Source organism: Streptomyces sp. NPDC005706 (assembly GCF_040631045.1).
GTDB lineage: Bacteria > Actinomycetota > Actinomycetes > Streptomycetales > Streptomycetaceae > Streptomyces.
In genome coordinates this window covers 1-11,240 of sequence record NZ_JBEXYS010000061.1, presented here as the reverse complement: position 1 = coordinate 11,240, position 11,240 = coordinate 1, and the positions used below count along the sequence as shown (strand labels likewise).

15 protein-coding genes and 1 pseudogene are annotated in these 11,240 nt (G+C 68.9%); 6 read left to right on the top strand and 10 right to left on the bottom strand.

Going from position 1 to position 11,240, the window contains the following annotated elements; all coding sequences use genetic code 11:
- Window positions 1-480: RNA-guided endonuclease TnpB family protein (locus tag ABZ478_RS38945; protein ID WP_359557503.1), on the top strand; the 480-nt coding region annotated here is incomplete at its 5' end.
- Here ABZ478_RS38945 and ABZ478_RS38940 read toward each other — a convergent pair.
- Window positions 470-946, bottom strand: a complete 477-nt coding sequence (locus ABZ478_RS38940; RefSeq protein WP_359557501.1) for a hypothetical protein — start codon at window positions 944-946, stop codon at window positions 470-472. The two genes, ABZ478_RS38945 and ABZ478_RS38940, sit on opposite strands and share 11 nt — an antisense overlap.
- 190 nt (window positions 947-1,136) lie before the next feature.
- On the bottom strand, window positions 1,137-1,721 hold the full coding sequence (locus ABZ478_RS38935) for a hypothetical protein (RefSeq protein WP_359557499.1): 585 nt from the start codon (window positions 1,719-1,721) through the stop codon (window positions 1,137-1,139).
- A 298-nt stretch (window positions 1,722-2,019) separates the two neighbouring features.
- On the opposite strand from ABZ478_RS38935, the gene ABZ478_RS38930 reads away from it, so the two are divergent.
- Complete coding sequence (locus ABZ478_RS38930; protein ID WP_359557497.1) at window positions 2,020-2,391, top strand: helix-turn-helix transcriptional regulator; 372 nt, start codon at window positions 2,020-2,022, stop codon at window positions 2,389-2,391.
- Window positions 2,392-2,429: 38 nt separating this feature from the next.
- On the opposite strand, the gene ABZ478_RS38925 is transcribed toward ABZ478_RS38930, so the two are convergent.
- From ABZ478_RS38925 to ABZ478_RS38910, 4 genes are all read right to left on the bottom strand, one after another.
- Window positions 2,430-2,681 (bottom strand): hypothetical protein, encoded by a 252-nt coding sequence (locus ABZ478_RS38925; protein ID WP_359557495.1) that lies wholly within the window; start codon window positions 2,679-2,681, stop codon window positions 2,430-2,432.
- Between the two features lie 29 nt (window positions 2,682-2,710).
- Entirely contained in the window at window positions 2,711-3,478 is a 768-nt protein-coding gene (locus ABZ478_RS38920; protein WP_359557493.1) for an IS3 family transposase, read from the bottom strand.
- Complete coding sequence (locus ABZ478_RS38915) at window positions 3,475-3,732, bottom strand: helix-turn-helix domain-containing protein (protein ID WP_359557492.1); 258 nt, start codon at window positions 3,730-3,732, stop codon at window positions 3,475-3,477. Before ABZ478_RS38915 ends, ABZ478_RS38920 begins: the two co-directional genes overlap by 4 nt.
- A 342-nt stretch (window positions 3,733-4,074) precedes the next feature.
- On the bottom strand, window positions 4,075-4,287 hold the full coding sequence (locus tag ABZ478_RS38910; RefSeq protein WP_358940705.1) for a hypothetical protein: 213 nt from the start codon (window positions 4,285-4,287) through the stop codon (window positions 4,075-4,077).
- 1,157 nt (window positions 4,288-5,444) lie between these two features.
- On the opposite strand from ABZ478_RS38910, the gene ABZ478_RS38905 reads away from it, so the two are divergent.
- The 3 genes from ABZ478_RS38905 (at window position 5,445) to ABZ478_RS38895 (ending at window position 7,223) form a co-directional block, all read left to right on the top strand.
- Entirely contained in the window at window positions 5,445-5,774 is a 330-nt protein-coding gene (locus ABZ478_RS38905) for a hypothetical protein (protein ID WP_359557490.1), read from the top strand.
- 220 nt (window positions 5,775-5,994) lie between these two features.
- Window positions 5,995-6,627: a hypothetical protein gene (locus tag ABZ478_RS38900; RefSeq protein ID WP_359557489.1), complete on the top strand. Its 633-nt coding sequence runs from the start codon at window positions 5,995-5,997 to the stop codon at window positions 6,625-6,627.
- Window positions 6,628-6,746: 119 nt separating this feature from the next.
- On the top strand, window positions 6,747-7,223 hold the full coding sequence (locus tag ABZ478_RS38895) for a hypothetical protein (RefSeq protein WP_359557487.1): 477 nt from the start codon (window positions 6,747-6,749) through the stop codon (window positions 7,221-7,223).
- Between the two features lie 1,087 nt (window positions 7,224-8,310).
- Here the strand turns inward: ABZ478_RS38895 and ABZ478_RS38890 are convergent.
- From ABZ478_RS38890 to ABZ478_RS38875, 4 genes and pseudogenes are all read right to left on the bottom strand, one after another.
- On the bottom strand, window positions 8,311-8,646 hold the full coding sequence (locus ABZ478_RS38890) for a hypothetical protein (RefSeq protein ID WP_359557485.1): 336 nt from the start codon (window positions 8,644-8,646) through the stop codon (window positions 8,311-8,313).
- A 185-nt stretch (window positions 8,647-8,831) separates the two neighbouring features.
- Window positions 8,832-9,059 (bottom strand): hypothetical protein, encoded by a 228-nt coding sequence (locus ABZ478_RS38885; protein WP_359557484.1) that lies wholly within the window; start codon window positions 9,057-9,059, stop codon window positions 8,832-8,834.
- Window positions 9,060-9,068: 9 nt separating this feature from the next.
- Window positions 9,069-9,614, bottom strand: coding sequence for a hypothetical protein (locus tag ABZ478_RS38880; RefSeq protein ID WP_359557483.1), 546 nt, complete (start codon window positions 9,612-9,614; stop codon window positions 9,069-9,071).
- Between the two features lie 766 nt (window positions 9,615-10,380).
- Window positions 10,381-10,497, bottom strand: a pseudogene (locus ABZ478_RS38875) (transposase); the annotation flags it as partial.
- A 32-nt stretch (window positions 10,498-10,529) separates the two neighbouring features.
- Here ABZ478_RS38875 and ABZ478_RS38870 point away from each other — a divergent pair.
- Window positions 10,530-11,240: RNA-guided endonuclease TnpB family protein (locus tag ABZ478_RS38870; RefSeq protein WP_359557481.1), on the top strand; the 711-nt coding region annotated here is incomplete at its 3' end.

Genomic DNA, 11,240 nt, shown 5'->3' with positions numbered 1-11,240 from the left:
CACCGGCTCTCCACGAAGCTGATCCGCGAGAACCAAGCGGTCGCGGTGGAGGACCTGGCGGTGAAAGGGCTCGCCCGCACGCGCCTGGCCAAGTCTGTCCACGACGCCGGATGGGCGGCGTTCGTGGGCATGCTGGAGTACAAGGCCGCCCGGTACGGGCGCCCCTTCGTGAAGATCGGCCGGTTCGAGCCCACCTCGCAGGTCTGCTCGGCCTGCGGCGTCAAGGACGGCCCCAAGCCCCTACACGTCCGCGTGTGGACGTGCCCGGCATGCGGGACCGTCCTGGACAGAGACATCAACGCGGCGGTCAACGTCGCCAAGGCGGCCGGACTGGCCGTGTCAGCCCGTGGAGCGCAGGTAAGACGGGGACCCGTCCCCGCACAGCGCGGCGAAGCGGGAACCCGCCCGGAACCGCACCCGACAACGGTGCGGCAGACGGGAATCGCCCTCCTTCAGATGGGCGAGGATGTCAACCCATGACCATGCGGGCTGCGTCCAAGAACGCGAGCCGGTTGTCCTCCAGGTAGTCCCGCACACTCTCGCCGTCCGGCAGGCCTTCCCACACCGTCTTGTTGAGGTCGAGGAAGTACGCGCGTGCCGCGTCGTGCACGGGCAGGGGGAACTGGATGCGGATGAGCCGTTCCGCGACCCACAGCCGGTTCATGACGTCCCGGGTCGTGAGGAACCAGTCGTGGGTGTCGTCCCATTCGGGCGGTCGGCTGAAGGCGGAGCGTTCGGCCTCGGCCCCCACTTCGATGAACCGTTCCAGCAACGCCAGCCGTTCCGCTCGCCGGGCCTCGGACAAGGAGACCTGCTGCCGTTGCTGTTCAGCGCGTTCCGCCGAGAGTTGAGTCCTGTGCTGGACGAGGTAGGACAACGAACCGCCCAGGACGACACCGCCCAGCGATATGAGTGACCCCCAGGCCTGACCTGACATGGCCGTCATCGTTGCATGCCTCTTCGGGGGCGATCTTGCTGTGGCTGGTGTGATCTCGGCGTCGGGCATGGCCTGGCTCGCCGGCTGCCGATGCCTCCAGCGACGCCACGAGTTCACAGCGGAACACCATCTCGCCTTCACGAGCATCGCCCGGCTCTGATCTGTCACCGCGGGCTCGTGCCCCACCAGCACCCGGGACTCAGGTGTTGGCGGGGTGGTAGTGCAGGACGTCGCCTTGGGCAAGCAGGTATCCGATGTCCCGACTCTGCGGCAGCGTTCCTGCCAGGGTTGATGCGTCGGTGCAACCGGAGACCTCGAAGCCGATGACGCCCAGGCTGAAGGAGGCGCTCTGGAACGTCTTGGCCCCGACGGCAGCCAGCCAGTCGTCCATCACGTGGGACCTGAAGAACGGCCTCCCGTCCCAGTAGGCAAGCCCCGCGTGATCCAGCGCACCCAGGGGGACGTAGAAGTCCAGCCAGTCGCCGCTTTCCTCCCCACCGCGGATCGCCACGCAACCACACACGGCCAGTTGGCCCGTCGGCAGACGGACCTGACCGTGAAGATGGCCGAACTCGGTCAGAGAGCCAACCGTGCACGGCACGCCATCCTGCTCCTCAGGCTCGCGGTCTTGCTGTCCGAAGCATCCGTGGACGTCTGCGGCGGACCACAGAGCACTCAGGACGGTCTGAAGATGGTCGTCGTCAGTCGATCCCACCTCGATGGCCAGCTCGTAGTAGCCACCGGACCAGTTGGTCTGGTCCCGGAAGGCAGCAGGGCTCGTCATGACGTGATCATGCGGCAGCGCGCAGTCCGGTGCCAGCCGTATTCCCGGACCAGCGGCCTCACAAAGATCACGGCGCTCGTAGCGTGCCGGTTCTACCGTCTTCGGGCTCGCCCTGGCGGATGTCCTCCCGGTTCACGATGCCGGCCGGCGAAGTCCCGCGGGCGTTCGATCATGACGCGAAGTCGGCGGGCAGGGTAGCGCAGGGTGGTGAGGGAGAAGAAGGTGCGGAACGCCCCGGCGGTAGGGCCGTTAGACTCATCGACAGGCGGTCCCTCCCTCTTTCACAGGAAGAACCGGCGTGCCCAACACACTGCAGGAAATGATCAAGCACAAGCTGGACCAGCACGGCTGGTCCTACAGCGATGTAGCGCGCCGTGGTGGCATCTCCCGTTCGACGGTCCATCATCTGGCGACGTCGGAACGGCTGGCGCAGATGCCCCAGCAGACCACGGTGGAGGGCTTGGCCAGGGGACTGGGCATCCCGGTGGCGGCGGTGCAGCGGGCCGCCGCCGACGCCGCGGGCGTCAACCTCTACCTCGAGGACGCACCCGAGGCCGCGGATCCGGAGGTGGCGATCCTCATCGCGAGCGTGCACAAGCTGAGCCCGGCGGACCGCCGGCATGTGGCCGTCCTCGTCGAGTCCCTGCTGCACGCGAACGGCACCCCGTAGGAAAAAGGGGATGTCTCCCGGCCTTGCGCCGGGTGCCGTCACCTCGGGTGCGGCAGCGGATGCGGGAGCGGAAGCGGTGCAAGTGTTCGTGCCGTGGTGATCCAGTCGATGACGGCGTGCACGGTGACGCAGTCGAGTTCGGCCAGTTTGAACACGGCCTGGACATCGGCGGCGGCGAGGGGAACACACACCCGGTCCAACGCGCCGTACAGGCGCAGCCGGTGGGCGTGGGCGGTGGAGGTGTCCTGCCCGGGGTGGATGTCGGGCCTGGGGCCGCCGGCGGCGGGCACAGATGCTGTCGTTTCCAATGTGTTCCGCCTTACGGGGTGGAAGGTTGCGCCGGCGGGGCGGCCGAAGCCTGCCGGGCGAAGCGGTCGAAGGTCTCGCTGAGCCGGTCCTCGGCCGACTGCCGGTCCGGCCAGGGGGTCGGGCCGTGCAGGTCACGGTGGACGGTGTCCCAGAAGGCGCCGACGAGTGCGTGGTCGTACCAGTCCCCGACGGTTGCGCGGACGGGCGCGCATTGAAGTGAGCCGGCCCGCTCGGTGAAGGAGCAGGACGGCAAGGGCTCGAGGGCCGTCTGGGCGGCGGGTTCGGCGCGGGTGACGGCGGCCATGAGGGCGTGCTGGACGAGGCCGAGGTGCGCTGTCGCGGCGGTGCTCCAGCCGATCAGGCGACGCGATGCGGTGTCGAGGACGACCGCCGTATACAGGGGGCCCTGAAGCGTGGTGACGGCCAGCACGTCGACGACCCAGCGCCGTGGGGCCGTGCGGGCGCCTTCCGGCGGAGCCTGTTCGTGAGGCCGCCCCGCCTGGCCGCGGATCCCGGCCCCCTTCATGACGGCCTCCACCGTGGTGTGGCCGATGTCGATGCCGTAGCGGCGGCCGAGTTCCTGCGTCACCCTGCGGTATCCGTAGGCACAGCCGGACTCCTGGTGGATGTCCAGGATCAGGCGGGTCAGCCACGCCCGGCGCAGTGCGCGGGGGAAGGGGGTGCGGGCGCGCCAGGCGTAGTACCCGGACTCCGAGACGCCCATGAGCACGGCGAGACGGCGCGCGGTGAAACCGTGCGACGCCAGGCCGTGGATCACCTCGTAGCGTCTTTTGGGGGCATCATCTGCCGCAATGTGGCGATGACTTCGCGGCACAACAGCACTTCCCTCTCCAGCTCGCCGATACGGGTGCGGGCCCGCGCCAGCTCCGCCCGGGGCGAACCGGAGCGCCGCCAGCGGTACACGGTCTGTGCAGAGATGCCCAGTTGCCGCGCCACCTCCTTCGCCGGGCGCCCTTCCAGGGCCAGTTGCTCCGCGCGGGCGCGCAGTGCTGCGGGGTGAGGACTGCTCACTGGATCGGGATCCCACTCGTTCATGCCGCCGCCGAAGGACGGGCGATAAGGACCTTGCCCGGTAAACGGTTCACTGCCTGACGCCGGCCGGTGGATACCGCCCGGCCCGCCGCCCGCCCGAAGGCCGAGGGCCGGCACACAACCACGATGCGGTTCCTCGCCCAGGCGGGCGGGCGCCGCAAGGACTTTGGCACCGGCGGCAGGCAGTGTCCGTCCGACACCGGCACCGGCTGCCGACCGTGTTTACCACCCGGCAGGCCGTGTGCCTTCCATCCCCGCGGCGCCACGCCGCAGGGGCACGCCCCGAAAAGGCTTGCCCCTGCGTCCGCGTCAGAGGCCGTGCTACTGCCGGACGCTGATGGCCTGGGAGGCCTGGGACTGGGCGACCGCGAACGGCGAGTACTGGTTCACCGCCATCGACTCGTTGTGGGCGTCCACGTGCGCGATCTTCTTCGAGACCGTCGTCATCTTCGTGAAGCTGAACGAGAACTTGCCCAGCGCCTCACGGCCGGGCAGCAGCTCAGCGGTCTCCGCCTCAAGCCAGTCGTTGTTCATGAGGAAGCCTTTCAATGAAGGAAGGGATGTACGCGAAATCAGGAGCCTTTGCCGGGCGGCGACCGCACCAACTGCCGCCGCCGGCCGCACTCCACCCCCGGCCGGCGCCACCGGCCACCAGGTCCGCCGGCCACTGCAGGAGCCGGAAGACCGGGCGCGATGGCGTCGCACGGATCCCGTACGGGAACTGTCACTCCGGACGGCAGGGCCATGCGCAACCCCGCCGTCCGGAGTCTCCGGACGATTCGTCCGGAGAGCGTGGACGGTAGCGGAAGAGGAATGGTCAACGCAAACCGCTTATATCCGACATCCGTTCAAAAGCGTGTGCCTGTTCCCTTCCTCGCCGCTGAACCTCAACCACCCGCCCACCGCAGTGCGTTGCGGCCGCCGATCCCGCCTGGCCGACGGCCCGCACGGGCGCGAGGACAGCACCGGCCGCCGCCCCCCTTTGCCGAGGCATCGAGAACGCCCCCGTCCAGGAATCGGTCGCAGCCGGCTGCCGGCAGCGCCGCGAGAGCAGCGGCGGGCCCGGACTTCCCGCCACTCGAAAGCGCACCGAGGCATGCCACCGCCGAAGTGCCCCCGCCCCCCGAACCCCCGGCCGGCGTCCCCGGACCGTCGTCCCCGCTGTGCCGGACGGCGCCGCGCCGCCCGGCAGGAGCCCCCGGCGGCCCCCACCCCTCCCATGGCCGCCGTGTGGCGGTTGGGCGGCGACACGCCAAGCCCCGCGTGTCCTTTCCTCCCCGGATCGTCGGCAGGCATCTTTCGGCGAGAAATACACTCCATGAAAGTCAGGGCAGTACCGAAAACCACCCCACAGGCTTCACTGCAGACCGCCGCGCACTTTCTCATCCCGCGACTCCGAAAAACCCAGGGCATTTCCGGCAGTGCATTAACACCATCAGGCTCAACGTGTCGCACTCTCACGAACCGGCGTGACCGATGGGAGAGTTCACCTGGTCGGACGCCTTCGCCGAGCAAGGCACGGATATCCGAGAAGGACACGGCAACGCCGCTGAACTGCCATTTTCGATATCGCGCCCACATGCCCGGCAAAATTGACGGGCACTCACGTCCGCAACGAATGGCAAGGCATTTGTGTAGCGTCAGGATCAGCGGCAGGGCTAAACCAGCCCTGGTGTTTGAAAGGAGATCAGGTGAAGACCATTGTCAAGGCAGTAGCGGGCACGCTTCTTGCGGCCGGCGCTGTCATGGCGCCTCTCTCGATGGAGGCATCCGCGGCTCCGGCGGCGGCCCACGCGGCGGTGGCGCCCTCGTTCCACCCGGGCAACCACCACGGCTACGGCTCCCGCCACTTCGATGAGTGGCGGCGGGGCTGCGACGACGACCGCTACGACCGTTACGGCCGCTTCGACCGCTCCGACCGCTGGCGTCACCACAACCACTGCCGCTACGACCGCTGGGACAACTGGGGCCAGTACCGGTACGGCAACCACCACCGTGGCTCCAACTGGGACTGCGACTGACGTCTGAAGTCCACACCACATCCGAGCCGCCCGCGGTCAGCGCCCTGACCGCGGGCGGCGGCCCGTAGGCATCGCCCCCCGGCATCCAGGTCGCTCCGTGAAGCGGCGCGCTGCCACACCCCGCTCCACGGTGTGTGGCCGGCCTTCCGCGCGAAGACGGTCCGCGTAAGATCACCGCTCGAGGGGCGGTGGCATGACCATGAGGAACTACCGGTGGTGCGTGGCGATCGCGGCGGCACTGCTGCTGGCCGGCTGTGGCGGTGGCGCGCAGAGCGACAGCGAGAACGCCAAGGCGGTGCCACTCACGAAGGAACAAGTACGGCAGACGTTGCCCGACGGCGAGGCCATGGCGGGTTGGAAGGAGTCCGCTCGCCCCGCGGCCGTTGAGATGGACAGGCTTTACCGTTCGCAGGCCTGCCCCATCAAGGACAACGCGGGCTGCGAGAACTCCCGCTTCTACGGCGCCTCGACCTTCCGGCACGACGACAACGCCGCCACCGTCACCTTTCTGATCATCGCCTATGACAGCGAACAAGCCGCCCGGGAAGCGTACGACGCGCTCTGGGACGGCTACTACGGCAAGCGGGCGGGACAGAGGGCCAGGACCTTCGGGATCGGCCCGATCGGTGACGAGCGCGACGCCCGGTTCGGTTCCTCCGGCTTCCACGGCGAGCCCGGCGCCGTGACCCAGACCCGGGTCGGCACGACGCTGCTGTGGACGCTGGCGGATTCCGCGGACAAAGACAAGCGCGGCATCGACGAGGACGCAGTCCGGGAGCTGGCCACGGTGCTCGCCAAGCGGGCCCGACAGGCCCAGAACGGGGACGCACCCTCCGCCGCGCTCGACGGCTGACCGGGCGGCCACGCCGGGACCCGCCCGCTGCTGAGAGCACAGGAGCTGATCCACCCCGACTCGGTCCCGAGGAACTCTCAAACCGCCGGCGCCTTGCTCTGGTTGGCTAGATTGAGCGAGTGTTCGAACGAGTGAGTGCTGAAGAGTCCGCGGCCCTGGAGGCGCTCGCCCGGAAGGTCCGCAACGAGCTGACGGCCGCAGGCCTGCCCGTGCTCGCCCCGGGCCTGGACCCGGTCCTGGCCGGTGGGGCCGAGGTGGACATCGACCACGGTGCCGACGCGGCAGGCGGCGTGTTCGTGGCCTGGCAGGCAAGCCCTCGCCTGCGGGCCTGCGCGAGCCGCGCGTTCAGGCTGAAGCAATTGGACGAACCAGTCCTGCGGCATTCCAGTGCGGTCGGGGCCGCGATGGTGCGGGCGATGGCCGCAGTGTTGGCCTCGGCGGGGTTCAGCACTGAGGACGCGCGCGACGAATACCGGCCGCAGCAGCTGCGGATTCTCGCCGGACCGCCGCCCAAACAGCAGCCCCTCTGGTCGCTTCGCGACGACGAGCTGGCCTTGCCCGGCTGGCAGGACGCTCCCGCGGGCGGTGCCGACTGAGATCCGCCGCGGATCACGGTGCGTGAACCCGGTTCAGGCGCAGGTCCCCGGCTGCAGGCCGTGGGCCCCACCGCGGCGGACCGGCTCGACCCGGTCGTGCGGTCGGTGCCGGTGAAGCCTGCGGTAGCGAACATGTTCAGGTCCTCGAGGCAGAGGTGGCGAAGCGCACCGCTCGGTCAGCCGGCCGTAGGCGACCGCGCGGACCCCGTCGAACGCGCAGTCCAGCCGATCGTCCACCCGGTACCAGCAGTCGCGGCCCTTCGCACCACACAGCGAGCAGGCCCCCTGCGAGAACCGGCAAGGGCCGGCTCCGCGCCGACGGCCGCCCGCCCCGCGTCCAGCAGCATCCGGGACCCGGACACACCACCGAAGCGCGAGCTGCGGACACAGTCGTCGGGGTTGCTCAGATGCCGGGCCTTGCCGCAGGCCGGATGGATGCACCCACGACGCCGCAGGCACGCTCGCCCAGCGTGAACTCTCCCAGGGGAACTTCCCCCCGGGAGTCAATGAGGTCCGGCCGGCCGACCACACCGACCGGGCCGCTGCTCGCACGCTTGCCAAGGTCAGCTTCGTCCCTGCCGACCTGGTCACCTTCTACGACAGCATCGGCGACGTCACTTGGGCGGACGTCGGTAACGGCTACTTCGTCGACCCGGCCGGTGATGTCCTCCTACGGCTCAAGGAGTACGGCGCTGTCGATACCGGCGCGGACACGAAGGCCGGGGGTCTGGTCATCGGCTCGAACGGTGGCGGTCTGTCCTATGTCGCCGGCCCTGGCGGAGTGGTCTACCGGACGCGAACGGCGTCGCTGGACGAATCCGAGCACGACAGGGTGGCTGATGACCTGCGGCAGTTTCTCGAGCTGCTGGAGCGATCCCTGACACGGTTCGCAGCCAACGGTGAGCCGGGATGCCTGTAGCCGGGCCCTTGAGCACTTCATGTGTGAACCGCTGGCTGCGGTGAGCTTCCAGCGCACCAGGCGGGAAGCAGCGGTCCGGGCCGGCCATCGGGCACGCCGTGCCCCTCCCCGTCTCTCATGGGGGCAGGACACGGGCACTGGACCCCGCGTGCTGCGCAGGCTGCCGTATCACTCCAGGTGGTCCACTGCCTCTTTCTGCAGTTGCACCGCCGCGAGCAGGCTAAGCTTCGGCTCCGCCTGGCGCAGTGCCTTCACCGCCGCGACCGAGGCGATGTCACCGGCGAAGCCGACGGCGGCCAGCCGCAAGCGGACCCAGCGGGCCCGCAGTTGACTCTCGGTCGCGGCGGCGGTGGCCTCCACGAGAGCGGCGGCACGTTCCAGACCCGGGCGCTCCAGGGGTGAGGCTTGTTCCAGCGCCTGACGCAGGGTTGCCGCGACCACGTCGGCGTCCCGAACGGTCAGCACGACGTTGTTCTTCTTGCTCAGTCCCATAATTCCCGTCATGAACATCAGCCTGACCCTCATGTTGCCGGCGCGCCAAGCGACTTGAGGAGCCTCAGAGCGTGTCCTCGACGGTGGTGCCCGCGCCGCGGTACGCCATCGCGAGCCAAGGCCGCGTCCGCGTCCCCGGTGTTCTCGTACGAGCGATCAGAGCCGGCGTGGTTCGAGGGCGGGTGCGCCGCTCATGCTCAGAAGGGGACGGTCAGTCCGGCCTCGCGCAGCCGCAGCAAGGCCGTGCCCATGCACTCGGCGACCGAGGCCCCATCCGCTCTCAAGCCCGTGGCCAACGGGCCGCCGCTGGCAGCGAAGGTCCACGCCGACCGGCCTTCTCGAAGGCGTTCCGCATCGATGCGGATCATGGCTCCCACACCCTGCTCGCCGAGCCACTCCAAAATGAGCAGCGCTGCCTCCTCCACGCCAACGGGTTAGGGCAGGAGCCGGCGGGTCTCGATCCACATAAGAAGCTGGTCCCGTGTTCGATCGGACGGCAGGTGGCTGATGAGCCTGTCCAGGTGGGTTGTCAGGTTCTTGTGACGCCGTAGCTCGCGGATCTGCTCGACGGGAAGCCCACGCCAGTTCCCGGCGAGCGTGCCGACGTCTGATGGCGCGAGAGCCAGTGCGTCGAGGGTGTCGGCTGCCAACCCCTCGGGGCTCCAGTCCGGATCCTTGTCGTCACCGCCGAGGTGGTCGATGACCCACATGCGGAGCATGAAGTCCTGCTGGACCTCGCGCGCGGGATCTCCGGGACCGTCACCGCGCATGCACCGGTTCGCCAGCAGCGACACCATGGCCCACTGCCGCCGCACCTCCCGCGGCTGGTCAACGTCGTAGTAGACGTGCTGCTGAGCGACGACACGAGCCGCTTCAAGCTGCCCCCGGTCGCGAGCGGCCGTGATGAACGCCTGAAGGCGCTCGATCGGCCACGTGCTCATCGCGGGCCCTGCCTCTTCCCGATCGACAGCGCCGCTCACGGATATTCGCTCCTGGCCCTAGGCACACCGAGACCGACGATTGCACCGCCCAACGCGAAGGACAGCTCGGCGAAATTGAAGCACTCCAGGCCGCTGGTCGATCCGGGCGAGCTTATCCTCGCCGCCGACGTCCGAGACCAGAACCTGTCGCGGTGCCGCACACGCCGCAGTAGGCGAGCGCCTTGTGAAAGGAAGCAGGCGCAGATACCTGGCCCGGGCGCGTGCCGTGCTTGTCCGGGAGGCCGTCGTCCGCCCGCCGGGCAGGCGGGTGCACCGCAAGCGGGGCGAACGCCGGGCGGCCGGTTCAGCGCTCCTCGGGGGCCGTGCGCCGGCGGACGTCGGCCATCAGTTTGTCCAGCAGCTCCATGAACGCGGTGCGTTCGCGTGCCGACAGGCAGCTGACGAGTGTGGCCTCCCGGCCGAGTACGGCATCGACGGACCGCTCGATGAGCGCGTGGCCTTCGGGTGCGTCACTGGCGTCCCGGCACGGTCGGCGAGCTGATGTTCAACTGGAGGGACTGATCGGGGTCATGTGATCGAGGGCTTGTCAGTGCGGTTCTTGGGTAAGGACGTGCCCGAGCCGCTGAGATCGACGCTGATCGAGCACATCCAAGCGGACGGTACCGACCCCATGAGGTACCGGATGCGCCACGGCTACCGGGTCTATTCGCAGTGCACCGGGCTTCAGCCCGGTGGTGAAGCGAATCTTTAGCCTGCTCTGACCTCAGCTATGGGCACGGATCCACACTGTTCACCTCAGCCCAGGTCAGAGCGGCCGGTTCTGCTGCTCGATGTACTGCTTCACGATGCTGAGCGGCGCACCGCCGACCGACCCGGCGAAGTACGAGCCGGACCACAGGCGTTGCGCCCGCCAGTAGTGACGGACCGAGATCCGGGAAGCGTATCGTGGCCCGCGTGCAGCTTCGGTACAGCTTCCGCCTGTACCCGAACACCAATCAGCGCGCGGCGTTAGCGAAGGCGTTCGGGTGCGCGCGGGTGGTCTACAACGACGCCCTCAGGGCTCGGGAGACCGCCCGCAGCGAGGGGCTGCCGTTCCCGAAGACCGGAGACCTTTCGAAGCAGCTCATCACCCAGGCAAAGAACACCCCGGAACGCACCTGGCTCGGCGAGGTGTCGGCGGTCGTCCTCCAGCAGTCCCTGAGAGACCTGGACACGGCATACAACAACTTCTTCGACGCCCTGAAGGGCAAGCGCCCGCGCATGGGCGCGCCCCGGTACAAGTCCCGCAAGGACACCCGGCAGGCCGTCCGCTTCACCGCGAACGCCCGCTGGTCGATCACGGCGGGCGGGAAGCTGCGCCTGCCGAAGATCGGCGACCTCAAGGTGAAGTGGTCACGGACGCTGCCCTCGACGCCGTCCACGGTGACGGTGGTCAAGGACTCGGCGGGCCGGTACTTCGCATCCTTCGTGGTGGAGACCGGTCCGGAGGAAATCCTGCCGGAGACGACGCCCGAGCTGGGCATCGACTTGGGACTCGGGCACTTCGCGGTCCTCTCGGACGGCACGAAGGTCGACAGCCCGTGCTTCCTGCGCCGGGCCGAGAAGCGCTTGAAGAAGGCGCAGCGCGCCCTCTCCCGCAAGGAGAAAGGCAGCCAGAACAGGGAC

What these genes read in the sequence shown, in the direction of transcription:
- ABZ478_RS38940 (WP_359557501.1), bottom strand. Translation starts at nt 946, where the DNA reads ATGACGGCCATGTCAGGTCAGGCCTGGGGGTCACTCATATCGCTGGGC.
- ABZ478_RS38935 (WP_359557499.1), bottom strand. Translation starts at nt 1,721, where the DNA reads ATGACGAGCCCTGCTGCCTTCCGGGACCAGACCAACTGGTCCGGTGGC.
- ABZ478_RS38910 (WP_358940705.1), bottom strand. Translation starts at nt 4,287, where the DNA reads ATGAACAACGACTGGCTTGAGGCGGAGACCGCTGAGCTGCTGCCCGGC.
- ABZ478_RS38890 (WP_359557485.1), bottom strand. Translation starts at nt 8,646, where the DNA reads ATGACGGGAATTATGGGACTGAGCAAGAAGAACAACGTCGTGCTGACC.